15 protein-coding genes are annotated in these 17,839 nt (G+C 65.4%); 2 read left to right on the top strand and 13 right to left on the bottom strand.

The genetic code is table 11. The annotated features are described in order from the left end of the window. From AC07PQ_RS07855 to AC07PQ_RS07840, 4 genes are all read right to left on the bottom strand, one after another. Positions 1 to 1,038 carry a hypothetical protein gene (locus AC07PQ_RS07855; RefSeq protein WP_493184940.1) on the bottom strand — a complete coding sequence of 346 codons (1,038 nt, stop codon included), beginning with the start codon at positions 1,036 to 1,038 and terminating at the stop codon, positions 1 to 3. After that, the gene (locus tag AC07PQ_RS07850) at positions 1,035 to 2,024 is read right to left on the bottom strand and encodes a DUF2157 domain-containing protein (protein WP_493184941.1); all 990 of its coding nucleotides are present in this window, start codon (positions 2,022 to 2,024) and stop codon (positions 1,035 to 1,037) included. Before AC07PQ_RS07850 ends, AC07PQ_RS07855 begins: the two co-directional genes overlap by 4 nt. Before the next feature lie 297 nt (positions 2,025 to 2,321). Continuing rightward, a complete protein-coding gene (locus tag AC07PQ_RS07845) occupies positions 2,322 to 2,594 on the bottom strand; it encodes a DUF4242 domain-containing protein (protein WP_007931876.1) in 273 nt (90 codons plus the stop codon). A gap of 108 nt (positions 2,595 to 2,702) precedes the next feature. After that, positions 2,703 to 2,981 carry a DUF3303 domain-containing protein gene (locus AC07PQ_RS07840; protein ID WP_007931878.1) on the bottom strand — a complete coding sequence of 93 codons (279 nt, stop codon included), beginning with the start codon at positions 2,979 to 2,981 and terminating at the stop codon, positions 2,703 to 2,705. Positions 2,982 to 3,339: 358 nt separating this feature from the next. Between AC07PQ_RS07840 and AC07PQ_RS07835 the strand changes: the two genes are divergently transcribed. Both AC07PQ_RS07835 and AC07PQ_RS07830 read left to right on the top strand, forming a co-directional pair. Further along, the gene (locus AC07PQ_RS07835; RefSeq protein ID WP_493184942.1) at positions 3,340 to 6,885 is read left to right on the top strand and encodes a hypothetical protein; all 3,546 of its coding nucleotides are present in this window, start codon (positions 3,340 to 3,342) and stop codon (positions 6,883 to 6,885) included. 159 nt (positions 6,886 to 7,044) lie between these two features. Continuing rightward, on the top strand, positions 7,045 to 7,530 hold the full coding sequence (locus AC07PQ_RS07830; RefSeq protein WP_007931881.1) for an adenosine-specific kinase: 486 nt from the start codon (positions 7,045 to 7,047) through the stop codon (positions 7,528 to 7,530). 33 nt (positions 7,531 to 7,563) lie between these two features. Here AC07PQ_RS07830 and AC07PQ_RS07825 read toward each other — a convergent pair whose 3' ends face one another. The 9 genes from AC07PQ_RS07825 to AC07PQ_RS07785 form a co-directional block, all read right to left on the bottom strand. Next, the gene (locus AC07PQ_RS07825) at positions 7,564 to 7,755 is read right to left on the bottom strand and encodes a hypothetical protein (RefSeq protein ID WP_007931882.1); all 192 of its coding nucleotides are present in this window, start codon (positions 7,753 to 7,755) and stop codon (positions 7,564 to 7,566) included. Positions 7,756 to 7,858: 103 nt separating this feature from the next. Further along, positions 7,859 to 8,404, bottom strand: a complete 546-nt coding sequence (gene thpR / locus AC07PQ_RS07820; protein ID WP_493184943.1) for an RNA 2',3'-cyclic phosphodiesterase — start codon at positions 8,402 to 8,404, stop codon at positions 7,859 to 7,861. Positions 8,405 to 8,519: 115 nt separating this feature from the next. Further along, the gene (locus tag AC07PQ_RS07815; RefSeq protein ID WP_493184944.1) at positions 8,520 to 9,221 is read right to left on the bottom strand and encodes an NAD(P)H-dependent oxidoreductase; all 702 of its coding nucleotides are present in this window, start codon (positions 9,219 to 9,221) and stop codon (positions 8,520 to 8,522) included. Between the two features lie 153 nt (positions 9,222 to 9,374). Next, positions 9,375 to 10,784 carry an aldehyde dehydrogenase family protein gene (locus AC07PQ_RS07810; RefSeq protein WP_007931886.1) on the bottom strand — a complete coding sequence of 470 codons (1,410 nt, stop codon included), beginning with the start codon at positions 10,782 to 10,784 and terminating at the stop codon, positions 9,375 to 9,377. Beyond that, entirely contained in the window at positions 10,777 to 11,967 is a 1,191-nt protein-coding gene (locus AC07PQ_RS07805) for a pyridoxal phosphate-dependent aminotransferase (protein WP_101337716.1), read from the bottom strand. Before AC07PQ_RS07805 ends, AC07PQ_RS07810 begins: the two co-directional genes overlap by 8 nt. A gap of 30 nt (positions 11,968 to 11,997) precedes the next feature. Beyond that, a complete protein-coding gene (locus AC07PQ_RS07800; RefSeq protein ID WP_493184945.1) occupies positions 11,998 to 13,605 on the bottom strand; it encodes a 5-guanidino-2-oxopentanoate decarboxylase in 1,608 nt (535 codons plus the stop codon). Positions 13,606 to 13,615: 10 nt separating this feature from the next. Next, the gene (locus tag AC07PQ_RS07795; RefSeq protein WP_493185316.1) at positions 13,616 to 15,718 is read right to left on the bottom strand and encodes an acetate--CoA ligase family protein; all 2,103 of its coding nucleotides are present in this window, start codon (positions 15,716 to 15,718) and stop codon (positions 13,616 to 13,618) included. A gap of 27 nt (positions 15,719 to 15,745) precedes the next feature. Further along, a complete protein-coding gene (locus AC07PQ_RS07790) occupies positions 15,746 to 16,906 on the bottom strand; it encodes an acyl-CoA dehydrogenase family protein (RefSeq protein WP_493184946.1) in 1,161 nt (386 codons plus the stop codon). 135 nt (positions 16,907 to 17,041) lie between these two features. Then, a complete protein-coding gene (locus AC07PQ_RS07785; protein ID WP_007931895.1) occupies positions 17,042 to 17,833 on the bottom strand; it encodes an enoyl-CoA hydratase/isomerase family protein in 792 nt (263 codons plus the stop codon). Positions 17,834 to 17,839 lie beyond the last annotated feature (6 nt).

Here is a 17,839-nt window from a genome sequence, read left to right as displayed (position 1 = left end):
CTACACCGATCCGGCTTCGCCCGGCACAGCCCGGCGTTGCTGGCGTTTGCCTTCCAGCCAGATCACCAGCCCCAACAGGCTGCCGCCGGCGATCAGCAGGCTGACGAACCAGCCCAGGGTGTCCGCCAGTTGGGTGAAGAACAGCGTGTACAGCTGGATGATGAAGAAGGTCGCGCCATAGCCCACCAGCATGGAAAAACGCAGGCGAATGCCCAGTGCCAGCAAGCCCAGGCTGAACGCCGCCCACAGCCCGTTGAACAGCACCAGTTCGCCGGACTCGGCCAGGTGCCACGGACCGTCGATCAGGTCGTAGCTGCCGAACAGCGACAACAGCCACAACGACATCTGGGCCATGAACAACCCGGCGGAAATCCACACCTTGGCAAAGCCGCGATAACGGGCCAGCGTCGAGGCCTCGCCCCACAGATGGACAAAGCCGAACAGCACCATGACCAGGGCCGCGCCGAGGAAGCGCAGCGGGTAGTTCATGCCGAACCAGTAGGCGCCCCACCCCGACTCATAACCGCTGCGCCCGCCGAACCAGATGAAGAACAGCACACTGCACAGGGTCAGCAGCAAGGCGTTGTTCAGCACATAACTGAGCGCCAGCAACAGCAGCAGGTCCACCAACAACAGCGCCGGCCAGTTGCCCGAGCCGTCGGAGTAGATCATGCCCAGCACCAGGCTCAGGCCGATCAGGGCAAAACCGCCGAGCAACTCCAGGGTCGCGCCGAGCAGTTTCAGCTGTTTGCCCAGCAGCCAGCGCCCGGCGACAAACAAGCCGACCATCAACAGGCCAAGGCCGCCCGCCAGCTTCGGCAAGGTGAACGTCAGGTGCTCATGCAGCAGGATCAGCAAGCCCGCCGCCAGGCTGATGGCGCCGAAGGTCAGGAACCAGCGCCCCAGGGAACGCCAGTCCCAGCGGGTCTGCGGGTACAGCTCGGCGATCCGCGCGTGGGCCTGGGTGTCGATCAGGCCGTCGCGCAGCCATTGGTCCAGAGCGTTGTGCACCTGGCGATTACGGCGATCCGGGTTCATTGGCCAGCCTCCCCGGCGCGCAGCGCAGTGCGTTCGAACAACCAGCCCAGGAGCATGCCGAGGGCGCCGGCCACGGCAAAAAACACCGCGGCACTCAGCTGTTCCCAGGCGTACTCATAAAAGCGCGTGTACAGGTCGATGCCGAGGAACACCACGCCAAAACCGGTGAAGCTGGGATGCTTGAAGCGCGCGCCGAGTACCAGTTGGACGATGGCGCCCAAGGTGAACAACAGGGTCCAGGTCAGGGTCTGCCGGTAAGCTTCCTCCAGGCTGAGGAACCACAGCGAACAGTTGAAGTACAACAATCCGAAGATCACATACAACCGTCCGAAGCCACTGAAGCGGCGCAAGGCGTGATCCTCGGCACGCTGGTGCCAGAGCCCCAGGAGCGCAGTCAACGCAGCAATCACGGCCATGGAGCGCGGGTCCTGGATGCCGAAATAGTACGTGCCGGAACCGCCATACCACTCCCACGAACCCAGGCCGTGGAAGACGCAAAGCAGGCCCAGTAGCAGCGGCCAGCGCAGGCGATAGCCATAGGCGGTGGCGATGCTCAGGGCGGCGGTGACCAGCAGCGCCAGGGGCAGGTTGCCGAAGTCGCCGGTCTCGCTGTCGGAGCTGCCCAGCAACAGGCTGGCGCCCATCAGGATCAGGCCGATGGTCAGGATCGCCACCCCGGTGACCGGCATGCGCCGCGCCGGGTCGCGGGCCAGGCGCGCGCCGATCAGCCACAGCCCGACACCGGCGGCGAAAAACAGCACCGCCCCCACCAGCACCGACTCGGCCAGCAGGCCAATGCCGCCCAGCACCGCCATGCCGATCAGCAGCACCGCGCCGATGCCCAGCCATTGCAGGACCGTGGACAAGCGGTGTTCGGGACGTTCGTACAGGGCGCCGAGCCGCTGCTGCGCCTCGACATCGATCAGGCCACGGTGGCGCCAGTCGGCGATTTCGTGGAGCAACATCTGCTGGGTGGTTTTTCTCATGGCGCTCTTGGGGCTGGGGACATGGGGACCGGCTGCATACCGGCTATAGACTCGACAGCATAGCCAAGCGCTGCGCAGCCGTTTGTCTATCAAGACGCCCAGCGGACCGCCGCGCGGCACGCCGTAACCACAAAAAAGCTGATCCCAGCTCGTTACTGTAGGAGCGAAGCTTGCTCGCGATAGCCGTTAACGATAACGCCCACTGACTGGGTAAACGCGGCGCTCTCACGTTCATCGCGAGCAAGCTCGTTCCTACAACCTCCTTAGCTGTTGGCGCGCGAACCTCGGTGGCAGCCCCTACTCCGCCGTCGTCGGATCGATGATTGAGGTGACTCGCGATACCCGGTCCGCCGGAAAACCGCCTAGCCTGGCGTGCTCCCTGACGAGTTCCTCGTCCGGGGAGATATAGACACAATAGATCTTGTCGCCCGTGACGTAGCTATGCAGCCACTGCACTTGCGACCCCAGCTCACTGATAACCTTGCAGGATTTTTGCGAGATCTGTTGCAGATCCTGCGGCGTAAGCGCCCCGGCTTCCGGCATCTCGCGCTCAATGACGAACTTTGGCATGACAACCTCCACTTCGTGAATGGCCGGGGCACGCCGACAAACAGCGTTACCCCGTATATTGGCCGAGGCAGACAGCCCTCGGCGGATCGCCAACGGTCTGCTTGCCCGTTACCTGCCAAGCGCTGCCGCCAATAGCGGCGCGGCCTGTTCATCGGTCAACGCCGGGTGCACTTCCATGCGCAGCAGGTCGCTCCACTCAAGCACCCATTTCTGCATCAGCGCGAGATCGCTGGTTTCCGCGATCCCAAACCCCGTCATGCCGCCAACGGCATGCCAGCGCCCCAACATGCTCACCCCTGCGGGTGGCGCCCCACCGGTCTTGAGAAATCGCTCGATCGCACTGTTACGACGCTCGGGACTGATTGACCAGCTGACAATGAATAACATTTGGCACCTCCAGCGAAACTGGCGCCCGTTGTTCTGCGCGCGCACCTGGCAGGCACCTTGACCACGGCCACGCATCGGTATCGACCCGCATTCCGTCTGGTCTGAAACGATTGTCCCAAGGGAAGGAATAGCAGCCTTGCGCCCCCGCCGCATGACCGCCGATCCTGTTCCCGCCCCCAGCATGAAGCCACCGGTCAGCGGCCCAATTGCTCGCGCGCCCCAGGCCGCTTGAAAGCACGCTCGTTTGGCCCAGCGGCGCCCTCCCTACAGGGTCGGGAGGCCGGTAGATAAAGCCTGATCCGGGGGCTATACCTATGCATAGCGGTCGGCCCTACACCTAAGGAAGGGGGAAAAGACCATGGATAACAGCAATGGCTCAGGTAACAACCTCGTCCTCTGGTTACCCGGTAGCGCCCTCATCCTCAGTCTGGTCGTCTCGACCTTCGCCCTCACTCGCGAGCCTTTCCTCGAACCACGCCCCATCGGCGCACAATTCCAGGCGCAACCACCGATAGAAGCGCGCCTGTGGCAGGACCCGTTCGATGCGCTCGAGCGTTATCGCAAAAAGTTCAAGGAGGGTAACAAGCCCCCAAGTAATGACTTTGAATGCAGTTCCGATCTTGTTGTCGTTACGCCAGCGGTCCTGGACGAAAAAAAAACGCAACAACCGGCAGAGCCTCCCCAACTCATGGTGGCGCTGGTCGAAGGCGGCCCATACGCTGATGAAGTGGAAATGCGCCGGCGCATTCGTTATGCAATCCTGGCCGGGGTCAAAAACTCGCGCATGGTGCCCGAGGACGAGCAGCACATCCGTTGCCTGGCCCTTGCCGACGACCTGTCAGGCGAGCTGCAAACCGATGCGCAAGGCAAGCTGAAGCGCGTAGAAATCCCCTATGAAACCTTCATCGCCAATCCATTCGACCCACCCAGGGACATACAGGACAGACCGCGCCCATCCGCCCAGACCATACTGCTCTGGGTAAAGCAGGAGCTTCTTGGTTCGAACCCGCTACAACAACTCGAAACATTGCGCCTCACCCTGCAGAAAGAGATTCCCTCGGCTTGCCCATCCCAAGAAAGCTGCCCGAAGCCGACACTGCTGAAAGTCATCGGCCCCTCCACCTCGAAAGTCCTGCTCGATATGTATCGGGACGAAGCCAACGGCCACGCCAAGCCCGATATCGAGATTTACTCCCCCCTGGCCACCGCTGATTACGACACATTGATGCATGCCCTGGACAAGCCCTCGCCCGGCGAAGCAACCTCCCAGCAGCAAACACCAGCGGCGCCGAAACGCTCCATGAAACTGCTGCGTACTGTCAGCGACGACGGCGTCATGACACGCCTGCTTCTAGACGAACTGAAGCTGCGCCATGTGGATCCAGTTGCGGGTATGGGATGCAGCCAAGGAGCATTGCTGCGGGTCGGAACCCGCTGCGGCTCTGGCGGCTGGCAGCGCCCCAGTCGCATTGCGCTGGTCTCCGAGTGGGACAGTTTCTACAGCCGCGCACTGAGCGAGAGTTTCAAATCGCAGGTTGCCCAGGATGCCGGCATCGACAGCAAAGACCAGGCGGCGGTCAATGACTGGGTATTGCGCTTCAGTTACCTGCGAGGCGTGGACGGGCGTTTGCCAGAGGAGGTCGCCAGCGGCAACAAGGCGCCTGGTAGCGACGACAATAAAAACAGCAAGGACAAGAACACCCTGGATCTGAGCCCGCTGGAGAAGTCCGACGGCAATTCCCAGCTCGATTACCTGCGGCGCCTCGCCGACCATATCGCGCGCGAGGACGAAGCCTATCGCCGCGAAGGCACCAGCGGTATCGGCGCCATCGGCGTGCTGGGGGCCGATACCTACGACAAGCTGCTGGTGCTACAGGCCCTCAAGGGGCGGATGCCGAACAAGGTGTTTTTCTCCACCAACCTTGATGCGCGCATGCTCCAGCGCGGGCAGGCCCAGACCACGCGCAACCTGGTCCTGGCAGCACCCTACGGGCTCACGCTGACACGCGCCCTGCAACAGGATGTGCCGCCGTTTCGCGAGAGTCTGCAAAGCGCCGTGTTCATCGCGGTTCTGGCTGCCCAGGCACCACAGGACTACGAGGCCAAGCGGGCGAAGTTCGACTACTCCAAATCGGAGCTGCTTTCGCCGGGCATCTATGAGGTGGGCATCAGCGGCTTCATCCCCCTGTCAAACAAGCAGAGTGCCGAACGCCCCAAGGATTGCGCCGCACCCGGCCAGACCCGGCAAGCAACACATGACCTCATGGCGTTGCGCTGCCTGCAGGATCCGTCGCCCCCTCCTTATCCCGAACTCTCTCAGTCGATACGCGACAAGCTCGATGAAAAACAGTCGTTTTTCTGGGCCGGGCCGCTGACGTTCATCCTGTTGGTATTGGCGATCCTCCTCGGCTGGTGGTGGACCTATGCGCAATCCAGAGACGGCAAACTGCCAGCCTGGGTGCACAGTATCCCGCTGACGCTGTATGTGGTGTCCGGACTGTCGGCGTGGCTCGCCATGCGGTTCTGGCGCGTGGAGTTCATGTGGACCGCCTTCGTACTGATCCTGTTGGGCATCGTTTGCTCGGAACTTATCCGCCGTCATCAGCCCCAACCAGCGCAACCCGGACAGGTCCCCGCTCCTGCAAGCAGTGGCTTGTTCGACGCCTCGGCGTGGTACGTCGTGGTACCGATCGTGGTATTCGTCCTGGCCTTGCTGTGGATGTACCAGATCCGGCGGGTATTGACGGAGGATGGGCTGGGCGAGCCGATGTTCCTGTTCGAGGGCATCAGCGCCTGGCCCACCGTGGCCCTGCGCCTGCTCGCCGTGGTCATCTCGATCACGGCGCTGGCCTGGGGTTGGCGCACCCTGCGCATCAACAGTATCGAGATCGAAAAGGCCTACCACCTGGACCGGTACATGAGCAAGCTGCAGATGAACCTATGGGGGCTGCTACTGCGCCTCGTTCACCGAGAAAAGGGCACGACTCTGCAAAAGTGGCGCGCCGCGCTGGGACGCTGCCTGTTCCTGATCCTGGTCCCGCTCTCAGCCAACAATCGCGACTGGAGCCTGCATCAGCGACTGATAACTGCGGTCCTGCCCTATGGCGCAGACAAGCGCGGGATCATTTTCGTCACTCGCTTCTGGAAGGAGCACTGTGTGGGTGGCACCTTCGGTGCCCGAATGTTGCGCGCCCTCCTCGCCACCTGGATATTCATCGTCGCCACCAGCGCGCTCTTCGTGCTCTGGCCAATGGAAGGCGCTCCCACTCGAGGCGATTCATCGATCTGGATATGGAACTGGCTGCTGCCCACCCTGGCCTTCCAGTTGCTGGTGTTCTGGGTGGTGGATGCCAATCGCCTGCTGACGCGGTTCATCCGCAACCTGAGCAAGCATTACGCGATCTGGCCAAAAGAATTACGCGAGGAGCACCAGAGGCTCTTCGGTGTTGCTTTGCACCCCTGCATCGACGATTGGGTGGACATGCAACTGATCGCCAAACGCACGGCCACTGTCAATCGCCTGATCTATGCCCCGACGGTGGTCATGTTGATCCTGATTGCGTCGCGCAACAGTGTGTTCGACAACTGGCCGACACCGCCCAGCATCGTCATTTCTTTCCTGCTGACCACCCTGATATTGCTGGCTTCCGCGCTGTCGCTGCGCCGTGCCGCAGAAAAAGCGCGTGGCGCAGCATTACGGCGCCTCGATGACTACCTGCTGGAAATCACCGACAACACACCGGTCTACAACAAGCTCGAACTGATCCGCGGACGCATAAACGACCTCCATACCGGAGCCTTCTCAAGTTACTCGCAAGAACCACTGGTGCGCGCCCTGCTTCTGTCGCTGACCGGCGTGGGTGGCTCGCTGATTGTCGACGCATTGAATTACGCCAAGTTCTAGGCGCTGACGGTCAGGGACCAGCGTGGCGGCTCGATGTGTGGCTATGCTTGATCTGTTGCTGGAAGCAATCCCGCCTCGCCGATAACGGGCTACGACGGGCGCCCCCTTTTCCGTCAACGCCCCCCAGCGCCGCGCGACATCGGCAAGGAGTGGTTCGAGATGCAATTGATCAGCGTGAACATCGACAAGCCGGAAGCCACCAACTTCATTTTCGGCCAGACCCACTTCATCAAGTCCGTCGAGGACATCCACGAAGCCCTGGTCGCCAGCGTGCCGAACATCGCCTTTGGCCTGGCCTTTTGCGAAGCCTCCGGCCAATGCCTGGTGCGCTGGTCCGGCAGCGATCCGACGATGATCGCGCTGGCGCAAAAGAACGCCCAGGCGATCGCCGCCGGCCATAGCTTTATCGTGTTTCTTGGCGACGGTTTTTATCCGTTGAACGTGCTCAACACCCTGAAGATGGTGCCTGAGGTGTGCCGCATTTTCTGCGCGACCGCCAACCCGAGCCAGGTGATTCTCGCTGAAACGGCGCAGGGCCGGGCGGTGCTGGGGGTGGTGGATGGCTTCTGCGCCAAGGGCCTGGAAGGCGACGACGACATCCTGTGGCGCAAGAACCTGCTGCGGCAGATCGGCTACAAGCAGTGAGGGTCGCGCAAGATTGCCCTCCGCGCCGACCGGCTACTCGGACGGCGTGGTCCGGCAACTCTTGCGCTGACGGATCTCCTGCTCCGAAGGGCGCTCCTTGACGAACTCGAAGCGTGGCTCGCCCTCGTTGTAAGTGACCAGCCAGCCCCAGTCCAGCTCGGACTCATCCTGGCCCGGTTTCGGCGGCGCGGCCCACCACGGCTCTTTGCTGACGATCTGGCGCATGTCCTCCTCCCATTGATTCGGCCTCATCAACTATAACGTGCAGGCCCCGAGGCACTCGGATTTCGGCTGACCGGCGAACCTGTCGACAGGGCTGCCCCGAGCGTCACCGCGCCAGCGCCCATTCGGCCAGCGGCCGATAACGGCCCTTATGCGACTCGTACAGGGCAAAGTGCCGGGCACTCAGCTGAAAATCCGCAGGGGTCTGGGACTCGGGCACTGGCGCCCGATAGTCGCGCATCAAGGTCAAGTGTGGGCGAAACTCCCGCGGCGAATCGACCAACCCAAGGGGCAGCAGCGCTTCCTGCAAGGCATACACCAGCTGACGCAACGCCAGCGGCGCCTGTGCCGGCGCCAGCAACAAGACCCCGGCCCGGCGCCAGACCTCCAGGCGGTCGAGCGGGACGTGCAGCGCCTCACCGGGCGTTCGCACGTTCGCCGCCGCGGCGCAGATCCGCGGAATCTGCGCCACGGTGACCGAGCCCAGGAACATCAGGGTCAAATGAAAGTTTTCCGCCGGCACCGGCCGGCCGCTCCTGAGCCCCAGGGCGCTGCGCCACTGGGCAATGGCCCGGCGTTGGGCGGCGGTGCAGGGCAAGGCGAAGAACAGCCGCTTGAACGGCTCGCCCTGCTCGCGGGACTCATCATTCATGCCCTGTCCTCCGATTCGGCCCGGGCGAAGTGCTGCCTGTCAGGTTACTCCAGGCCCCTGGTTTCCCGGTTGCACGAACCGACGGACAGCCATCTGCCTGGGCGCCCGGGCCTCGTCAGCCGAGCGGGTACAGCGCCTCGTCGAACTGTGACAACCGTGGAAATTCAATCGGCAGGTCGTCAGCGAGCTGCTCCAGTCGGCGCCGGTAAGCCACCAGGAACTCCTCGCGGGCCTGATCGCTGATGTAAGGCACATGCCAGGCGACGAAGGGCTCCAGCACCTCGAACCCGACATAGGCCAGGGTGCCGCGCAGGATCGGCCGCAGCATGTCGTTCAGCGGCCCGTGAATCGCCCCCTCGCCAAACATGTGCTCGCGACCGCCCAGGGTCACGCTGACCAGCGCCTTCTTGCCGCTCAGGCCGCCCTGGTCGTAGAAACGCTTGCCGCCATAGCAGATCCCGGACACCAGCACCCGGTCGATCCAGCCCTTGAGGATCGCCGGCGCCGAAAACCAGAAGATCGGAAAATTCAGGATCAACAAGTCCGCCCACAGCAGCTTGTCGAGCTCCTGGCGGATGTCCGCGGCGATCGACTGGCTTTTCACCCCCAGGCGTTGTTCCAGCGCGTACACCAGGTAGTCGGGATTCTCCCGTGAGGAAAAATCGGCGGCACTGGCCACCGGGTTCCAGTGCATCGCGTACAGGTCGCTGACCTGCACCTGATGCCCCTGGGCCTCGAGGGTGCGCAGCGCCTGGTCACGCAGGGCGGCGGTAAAGGATTGCGGCTCGGGGTGGGCGTGGACGATCAGTACATTCATGGCAGGTTCCTTAGGCATATTCCAATGAGCAAGGCGTGGTTCGGGCGGAAAAACCGGCCGCCCGGTAGCGCAACAAGGCGGGATCAAGCGTGCAGCCAAATGGCCAGACACAACAGCGCAAAGCTCTGTGCCCCGCCACCGGCGTAACGGGATTCAGCGCTGGATGGCCTTGGTTTCGACAAACTCGGCCAGGCCCTCCTCGCCCCATTCGCGACCGTTGCCGGACTGTTTATAGCCACCGAACGGCGCCTGGTAGTTGAACGCCGCGCCGTTGATGAAGCACTGCCCGGCGCGCAGTTGCCGGGCCAGGCCCAGGGCGCGCTCGGGGCGGGCGGCCCAGACCCCGCTGGACAGGCCGAACGGCGAATCGTTGGCCAGGGCGACGGCCTGGGCCTCGTCGGCATAGGGAATCAGGCACAGCACCGGGCCGAAGATTTCCTCCTGGGCGATGCGCATGCGGTTGTCGACATCGGCGAACAGGGTCGGCGCGACATAATGGCCCCGCTCGTACTGCGCCGCACCGCCCCACAGCAGGCGCGCGCCTTCCTGCTCGCCGAGCTGGATGTAGGCCTCAACGGTGTGACGCTGGGAGGCCGAGCACATCGGCCCGAGAAAACTCTGCGGGTCCCGAGGGTCGCCCATGCGCAGGCTCCGCGCCTCTTCCACCGCCAGCTCCAGCGCCTCGGCATAACGCCTGGCCGGCAGCAGCATGCGAGTCAGCGCGGTGCAGGTCTGGCCGGAGTTGATCATCACGTCCTGCACGCCATAACGCACCGCCGCGGCCAGGTCGGCATCCTCGCCGATCAACAGCGGCGACTTGCCGCCCAGCTCCAGGCACACCCGCTTCACCGACGGCGCCGCGGCCTGGGCCACACGCACCCCGGCGCCGGTGGAGCCGGTGAACGACAGCATGTCGACGTCCGGGTGCCGGGCCAGGGCTTCGCCGACCTTCGAGCCCGGCCCGCTGACCAGGTTGAACACCCCGGCCGGCAGGCCGATGGCCTCGATCATTTCAGCCAGCAGAAAAGCATGCAGCGGCGTTTCCTGGCTCGGCTTGAGCACCACCGTGCAGCCCGCCGCCAAGGCCGGCGCGAGCTTGCCGATCAGTTGATGCAACGGATAGTTCCAGGGATTGATAAAGGCGCAGACGCCCACGGGTTCGCGGACCACCAGCGAGTTGCCGACCTCGCGCACTTCGTCCATCGCCCCGGCGAGTTCGACGTACTGCTCCAACCCGACGATCGGCCCGTCGACCTGCACCGCGCGGCACCACTGCACCGGCATGCCCAGCTCGGCGGTAATCAGCGCGGCCATCTCGCCGGCGCGCTGGCGTAGCTGCCCGGCCAGCGCCCGGATATAACCGGCACGCACCGCCGACGGTGTTCGCGACCATGGGCCGAAGGCGCGCCGGGCCGCGGCCACGGCGTTATCGACATCGCGTTCGTCGCCCAGAGGGACCCTACCGACCACTTGCTCGGTGGCCGGGTCGGTGACCTCGGCCCTGCCCTGCCCCGACGGCAGGCGCCAGGCCCCATCGATGAATAGTCGGCTGTAATCACGCATCGATCGCAGCCTCCAGCAACTCACGGGCACAGCGGGCGATCCGCTGGCAGGCCTCGCGCAGTGGCGCCGCACCGAGGACCAGCCCCAGGCGGATATGCCCGGCGGCGCTTGGGCCGAAGGCCTCACCGGCCAGCACTGACACCCCATGGCGTTCCAGCAGGCGATCGGCGAACGCCTGGGCGCTGAGCCCGGTTTCGCGGATATCGACCATCACGAACATCCCGCCATCGGGTTTCAGCGCGCGCACGCCGGGGCAATCGGCCAGGCATTCACAGACCAGGTCGCGGCGCTGGCGATAGGCCTCGCGCATCGCGTCCAGCTCCGGCAAACCGCTGTCCAGGGCGACCACGGCGGCATCCTGGATAAATTCCGGCGAGCCGTAGAGCATGCACAGGGCGAGGTTTTCCAGGTGCGCCGCCAGCGCCGGCGGCGCGACCACCCAGCCCAGCCGCCACCCCGTCATGGCATGGGATTTCGACAGGCTGTTGAGGGTCGCCGTACGCTCGGCCATGCCCGCCAGGCTGGCCGGGCTGATGTGCTCGCCGTCGAACAGCAGCTCGCTGTAGACCTCATCGGAAATCAGCCACAGGTCATGCTTGATACACAACTCGGCCAGGGCCTGCCAGGTGCTGCGCGGCAAGCTGGCGCCCGACGGATTGTGCGGGCTGTTCAGCGCCATGGCCCGGGTACGCGGGGTAATGCGCGCGGCGACGTCCTCGGGCAACACCCGAAAGCCGTTCTCGGAGCGCACCGGCACCGGCACCACCACGGCGCCGCATGCACCGAACACCGCTTCATAGGTGACATACATCGGCTCGGCGACCAGCACCTCGTCGCCCGGATCGAGCAGGCACTGGGCAACGCTGAACAGCGCGCATTGGGCACCGGCCAGCACCATCACCTGATCGGCGCCGACCTGCTGGCCGCTGCGCTGGCGGTGCCGCCGGGCAATGCTTTCGCGCAGGCTGCGCTTGCCTCGCACGTCGGTGTAATGGGTATTGCCGGACAGCAGGCTGTCGATGGCCGCCTGCACGATCGGCGCCGGGGTGTCGAAATCCGGGTCGCCGACCGACAGCAGCAGGATGTCTTCACCCTGCTCCTGCTTGGCCAGGGCCCGGTAGTGAATGCCCCAGGCGGCGGCACCGTCGCCGGCGATACGTTGAGTCAGATCGGAAAAACGCATGGTAAGAGTCCCCGCAAAAAGCGTTGAGGGTCAGCGCGCGCAGGCGTGCTTGAGTTCGATCAGGGTCACGCCGTTGCGGCGAAAGCCGCTGCGCAACTCGTTCTGCAATTGCTCCAGGCTCTGCGGCTGGGCCACGGTGCAACCGAAGGCGCGGCCCAGTGCGGCGAAATCCGGATTGCGCGGCAACACGCCGATCGGCTCGATATCCAGGCCCAGCATGTCGTCGCGGATCTGCCCCAGTGCGTCGTTGTTCCACAACAGGATCACCAGCGGGCTGTCCAGCTCCTCGACGGCGGTCGCCAGCTCCTGCGCGGTGTACAGCAGGCCACCATCGCCGACCAGCACCAGCCCGGGCCGCTGCGGCGCGCCGAACTTGGCGCCGATCCCCGCCGGCAGCCCATAACCCAGGGTGCCGTAGCCGGTCGGGTGCAACCAGCTGCGCGGCGCCCGGCTGGCGAACAGGTAGTTGCCGGTGTAGGCCAGCTGGGTCATGTCGCTGCTGACAAAGGCCTGCTCCGGCAGCTCCGCGGCCACCCGTTCGAGAATCACCTGGTGGATCAACTGCAGGGGGCCATGGCCGGCGCGTACCGCCGCGCGCAGCCGCGCCACCGCCTCGATGGCCGCCGTCGCGTCCCGGGGCGTTGGCTCCAGGCGCTGCAACAAGGCCGCGACCGTCTGCCGGGCGTCGCCCTGCAAGGCCAGCGCACAGGGATAGAAGTCATTGAACTTGCGCAGGTCGATGTCCACCCGCAGCAGCTCGGCATTCAGCGGCAGGCGCTCGCGCCAATAGTCGGTGTCGGCCATCTCGGTGCCCACGGCCAGCACCACATCGGCTTCGCCGATCAGTTGCCAGCCAGGCTCGACACACAGGGTCGAACCGGCGTTCAGCGGGGCATCAGGCGCCAGCAATCCCTTGCCGGCGACACTGCTGAAAAACGGCGCGGCCAGGCGCGTGCTGAGCTGTTGCAGTTCCTGCGCCGCATCGAGCGCGCCGCCGCCGGCGATGATCATCGGCCGCCGGGCGGCCTGCAGCCTGGCCGCCGCCTGGTCCAGGGCCTGCGCCGCCGGTACGCCGCGGCCCGGGCAGCGCCGCACTTCAGTGCTCCAGTCCCGGGCCACTGGCGCCGCCAGCACATCCAGCGGCACCGAGATATGCACCGGCCGCGGGCGCTCGCTGTCGAACACCGCGTAGGCGCGGGCAATCAGCTCGGGCAGGTCCTCGGCACTCAGGGCCACCGCGGAGAACGCGGTGATCGGCGCGGTCATCGCCCGCTGGTCCTGGGTTTCGTGCAGGCAGCCCCAACCCTTGCCGAGGCTGGCGGTGTGGTTGACGCTGGAAATCACCAGCATCGGGATCGAGTCGGCGTAGGCCTGGCCGATGGCGGTCGCGACATTGGTCACGCCGGGACCGGTGATGACGAAACACACCCCCGGCTTGCCACTGACCCGGGCGTAGCCGTCGGCCATGAAGCCCGCGCCCTGCTCGTGACGGGTCAGGACATGGCGGATGCCGCTGCCGGGCAGGCCGCGATACAGCTCCAGCGTGTGTACGCCGGGGATGCCGAATACCGTATCGACACCGTAATTGGCGAGCAGGCGTACCAGGGCCTGGCCGCCGGTCAAGGTAGTGCTGTGCATGTTCATCTCCTCAGGCGTGGCCGAGGCGTATCAACGCATCGACCGCAAGGGTGCCCCGGGCACCGACCAACAATGGGTTCACATCGAGTTCGAGCAACTGCCCGGCGTTTTCGCAGGCGTAGTCCGCCACCGCGCGGATCGCCGCCACCAGCGCGTCGAGGTCCGCCGGCTCGCGCCCGCGAAAGCCCTGCAGCAGCACCGCGCTGCGCAGGCTGAGCACGGCCGCGCGAATGGCGCCATCGGTGGTCGGCAGCAACAGGCTGCGGCTGTCCTGGAGCAGTTCCACCAGCACGCCCCCCGCGCCGATGACCAGCGCCAGGGCAAAATCGTTTTCCCGCTTGATGCCGACGATCAGCTCGGCCAGCGGCGCACTGGCCATGGGTTCCAGCAGCACCTGGGTGAACGGCACCAGCGGGGCGCAGGCGGCGATCCGGCGGCCCATCTGCTCCAGCGCCACGCTCAACGCCGCCGGGGAACCCAGGTTCAGTGCCACGGCGCCGACCTCGGTCTTGTGCGGCAACTGCGTGCTGACCGCCTTGAGCACCAGCGGGTAACCCAGCCCCTGGGCCGCTTGCAGGGCACCGTCCGGGGTGCTCAAGACGCCGCTGGGGATCGGCAGGCCGAAGACCTGCAAGGCCTGTTTCGATTGCCACTCGTCGAGCAGCCGCCCGCCCCCTGACAAGGAATCCGGCAAGGCCTGCGGACACAGCGGCGCCAGCGCCGCCTCGCCAAGATCCAGCAGGGCCTGGCGCGAAGCTTGATAGCGCACGATGCGGCGCCAGGCCGCCAGCCCGTCCTCCACCCCCTGCAAGGCCGCCACGCCGCGGGCGTGCAAACGCTCGCGGGCGCTGGCCGGCAACAGCTCGGGAAAGGCCGAGGTGACGAAACCGGTCTTGCCGTGGCGCTCCAGCGCTGCGCAGTAGAGCTCCAGCAGCAGGTCGCACTCCTTGCGCTCGCCGGTGAATGGCGCCGGGTAATCGAGCACCAGCATGGCCGCGTCGGCGCTGCTGCGCAGGGCACTGTCGAGCATGCGGGTCAGGGCCTCGCCATCGCCCCAGATTGCGGTGGTGAAATCCAGCGGGTTGACCAGGTTGGCGTAAGCCGGCAACACCTGGGCCAGTTCGGCGCGCTGGCTGGGGTCGAACTTGACCAGACTCAGCTCGTTGCGTTCGGCATAGTCGGCGATCAACCCGGCATCGCCACCGGAACAGGCCAGCGCGACCAGGCTGTCGCCCGCCGGCAGCGCGCCGCAGGCGGCGGCCTTGAGCGTCTCGACGAAACTCACCGGGCCACTGACGCGGATCACCCCGAGGCGGGCGAACAGGCTGTCGTACAGCGCATCGGAACCGGACAGCGAACTGGTGTGACTCAAGGCCAGTTCGGCACCGATCTGCGACACCCCGGTTTTCAGCGCGACGATCGGAATACCCTTCTCCAGCGCCTTGTATGCCGCCCTGGCAAAGCCGGGCACATTTTTCAAACCTTCCAGGTGCAGGCCGATGGCAGTCACCCGCGGCTCGTCGAGCAGCACATCCATCAGTTCGGCGATGCCCAGCTGCGCCTGGTTACCCACCGAGGCCATGTACGCCACCGGCAACGAGCGGTCGCTCATCGACAGGTTGTAGGCAAAGTTGCCGCTCTGGGTCAGCACCGCCACGCCCTTCTCCACCGGCTGGCCGCCGTGGGCCACCGGCCACAGCGCCGCATTGTGCAGATAGTCGAGCAAGCCATAACAGTTGGGGCCCAGCAGGGCCATGTTGCCGGCGGCTTCGAGCAGCTGCCGTTGCAGGGCCTGGCCCGCGGCGCCGGTCTCGGCAAAGCCCGAGGCATAGCAGATCGCCCCGCCCGCGCCCTTGGCCGCCAGCTCGGCGACGCAGGTCAGGGTCAGCTCTCGGTTGGTGGCGACGAATACCGCATCCGGACCACAGGGCAGCTCGGCCACGCTGGGTACGCAGGGCACGCCTTCGAGGCTGGCATGCTGCGGGTTGACCAGCCACATCGGGCCCTGGAAACCGCCTTCGGCGCAGCGCCGCAGCGCCCGGGCCATGCTGCGCCCCCCGACAAAGGCCAGGTGGCGCGGTGCGAGCAGTCGTTTGAGGTTGTCGCGAAGAATCTGGGACATGGGCATTCTCCAGGCGGCTCAGCGCAACAGCGGACGCAGCAGTTCGCGGGAAATGATGTGGCGCTGGATCTCCGAGGTGCCCTCCCAGATCCGCTCGATCCGCGCGTTGCGCCAGATGCGCTCCACCGGCCCTTCGTCCATCAGGCCCATGCCGCCGAAAATCTGCACCGCTTCGTCGGCCACGCGCCCGAGCACCTCACTGGCGAACAGCTTGGCCATGCCGGCCTCGCCGTCGGTCATGCTGCCCTGGTCCATCTTCCAGGCGGTGTGCAGGGTCAACAGCTCGGCCGCGCGGATCTGCGTGGCCATGTCGGCCAGCTTGAACGAGACCCCCTGGTAGCTGCCGATCGGCTGGCCGAACTGTTGGCGATCCGCCGCCCATTGCAGCGATGCATCCAGCGCGCGCTGGGCCTGGCCGACACAGTTGGCCGCGACCATCACGCGGCCGGCGGTGAGCCAGGCATTGGCCACCTCCCAGCCCTTGCCGACTTCGCCCAGCACCTTGGACGCCGGCACGCGACAGTCGTCGAAGAACATCTCGAAGGTGTGGTAACCGCGGTTGCTCACGCATTTGGGCCCGCGGCGAATGGTCAGGCCCGGCGTGCCGCGGTCCACCAGGAACGAGGTCACGGCGTTGCGCTTGCGACCGTTGTGCTCGTAGGTGTCGGTCACGGCAAAGACAATCGCGAAATCGGCGTGCCCGGCGTGGCTGATGAAATGCTTGCTGCCATTGAGGATGAAGTCATCGCCGTCGCGAACCGCACGGGTCTTGATCGCGTTGGCGTCGGAACCGGCGCCCGGTTCGGTGAGGGCAAAGCAATCGATCTTCTCGCCCTGGATGCAGGGCAGCAGGTAGTCGTCGATCTGCTGGCCGGTGCAGGCCATGAGAATCTTCGACGGCCGTGCGACAAACACATGCAGGGCCCAGGAACACTTGGACAGCTCGCGCTCGATCAGCGCCTGGGACAGATAGTCCAGGCCACCGCCGCCGACTTCCTCGGGCATGTTGAAGGCATAGAAACCGGCGGCGATGGCCTTGCCGCGAATCTGCGCGGCCAGTTCCGCAGGAACTTCGTCGGCGCGGTCCACCGCCTCCTCATGGGGCAGCAGTTCCTTGGCGACGAAGCTGCGAACCGCATCCACCAACATTTCTTGTTCTTGGCTCAGTTGGAAATTCATGGCGCTACCTGTTGTGCGTTTTTATTGAGGGACCTTTAGGAGCGAGCTTGCTCGCGATGGCGTCATGCCTGACACAGCGCGGCGCCCACATCGCGAGCAATCGAGCGTCGACCGGCTGCTCCTACAGGGTCGGGCCTAGCGCCCGATAAAGTTCGGCGCGCGTTTTTCCGTAGCCGCGCGCAAGGCCTCGGCGCCATCCGCGCTGCGCCCGCACAGCAGGCCGGCGGCCAGCTCGGCCCGCAGTTGCTCGGGCAGGCTGCGCCCGGCGCCTTCGCGCAACAGCTGCTTGGTCTGGGCAAAGGCAAAGGTCGGCCCGCTGGCCAGGCGTGCGGCCAGCGCCCCGGCCACACTCAACAGCTGTTCGTCGGCGCACACCTCGCCGACCAGCCCGGCCGCCAGGGCACGCTCGGCTCCCCAGGGCTCATCGAGAAACAACAGGCGCTTGGCCTGTTCGCTGCCGATCAGCCGCGGCAGGTGCCAACTGGCGCCAGCGTCCGGCGAGTACGCCATGCTGGTGTAGCCCGCCTTGAACCGCGCCGATCGGGCAGCGATGCGCAGGTCGCAACACAGGCTCAGGTCCATTCCGGCGCCGACCGCGGTGCCGTTGATCGCGGCGATGGTCGGTTTATCCAGGCTGTACAGGCGGCCCATCAGCGCGTGGGCGGTTTCGGTCCAGCCATAACTTTCCAGCGCCCCACGGGCCTCGGCTTCGGCCCACTCGGTAAGGTCGGCGCCCGCGCAAAAGCTGCGGCCGCTACCGGTCAGCACCAGCACGCGGACCGCGGGATCGGCGTTGCAGTCATCCAGCAGGCCGTGGAGTTTGTGCAGCGTGGGAATGTCCAGCGCATTACGTTGGTCGGGGCGGTTGAGGGTGATCCAGGCAACGCCTGCTTCGACCTGACAGAGCAGCGACGACAGAGTAGTCATGTGAGT

The organism is Pseudomonas sp. GW821-FHT09E12, assembly GCF_059416085.1.
Note: the sequence above shows the minus strand (reverse complement) of the source record. Positions and strands in the feature narration are given on the sequence as shown.

What these genes read in the sequence shown, in the direction of transcription:
- AC07PQ_RS07855 (WP_493184940.1), bottom strand. Translation starts at nt 1,038, where the DNA reads ATGAACCCGGATCGCCGTAATCGCCAGGTGCACAACGCTCTGGACCAA.
- AC07PQ_RS07850 (WP_493184941.1), bottom strand. Translation starts at nt 2,024, where the DNA reads ATGAGAAAAACCACCCAGCAGATGTTGCTCCACGAAATCGCCGACTGG.
- AC07PQ_RS07845 (WP_007931876.1), bottom strand. Translation starts at nt 2,594, where the DNA reads ATGCCAAAGTTCGTCATTGAGCGCGAGATGCCGGAAGCCGGGGCGCTT.
- AC07PQ_RS07840 (WP_007931878.1), bottom strand. Translation starts at nt 2,981, where the DNA reads ATGTTATTCATTGTCAGCTGGTCAATCAGTCCCGAGCGTCGTAACAGT.
- AC07PQ_RS07835 (WP_493184942.1), top strand. Translation starts at nt 3,340, where the DNA reads ATGGATAACAGCAATGGCTCAGGTAACAACCTCGTCCTCTGGTTACCC.
- AC07PQ_RS07830 (WP_007931881.1), top strand. Translation starts at nt 7,045, where the DNA reads ATGCAATTGATCAGCGTGAACATCGACAAGCCGGAAGCCACCAACTTC.
- AC07PQ_RS07825 (WP_007931882.1), bottom strand. Translation starts at nt 7,755, where the DNA reads ATGCGCCAGATCGTCAGCAAAGAGCCGTGGTGGGCCGCGCCGCCGAAA.
- thpR (WP_493184943.1), bottom strand. Translation starts at nt 8,404, where the DNA reads ATGAATGATGAGTCCCGCGAGCAGGGCGAGCCGTTCAAGCGGCTGTTC.
- AC07PQ_RS07815 (WP_493184944.1), bottom strand. Translation starts at nt 9,221, where the DNA reads ATGAATGTACTGATCGTCCACGCCCACCCCGAGCCGCAATCCTTTACC.
- AC07PQ_RS07810 (WP_007931886.1), bottom strand. Translation starts at nt 10,784, where the DNA reads ATGCGTGATTACAGCCGACTATTCATCGATGGGGCCTGGCGCCTGCCG.
- AC07PQ_RS07805 (WP_101337716.1), bottom strand. Translation starts at nt 11,967, where the DNA reads ATGCGTTTTTCCGATCTGACTCAACGTATCGCCGGCGACGGTGCCGCC.
- AC07PQ_RS07800 (WP_493184945.1), bottom strand. Translation starts at nt 13,605, where the DNA reads ATGCACAGCACTACCTTGACCGGCGGCCAGGCCCTGGTACGCCTGCTC.
- AC07PQ_RS07790 (WP_493184946.1), bottom strand. Translation starts at nt 16,906, where the DNA reads ATGAATTTCCAACTGAGCCAAGAACAAGAAATGTTGGTGGATGCGGTT.
- AC07PQ_RS07785 (WP_007931895.1), bottom strand. Translation starts at nt 17,833, where the DNA reads ATGACTACTCTGTCGTCGCTGCTCTGTCAGGTCGAAGCAGGCGTTGCC.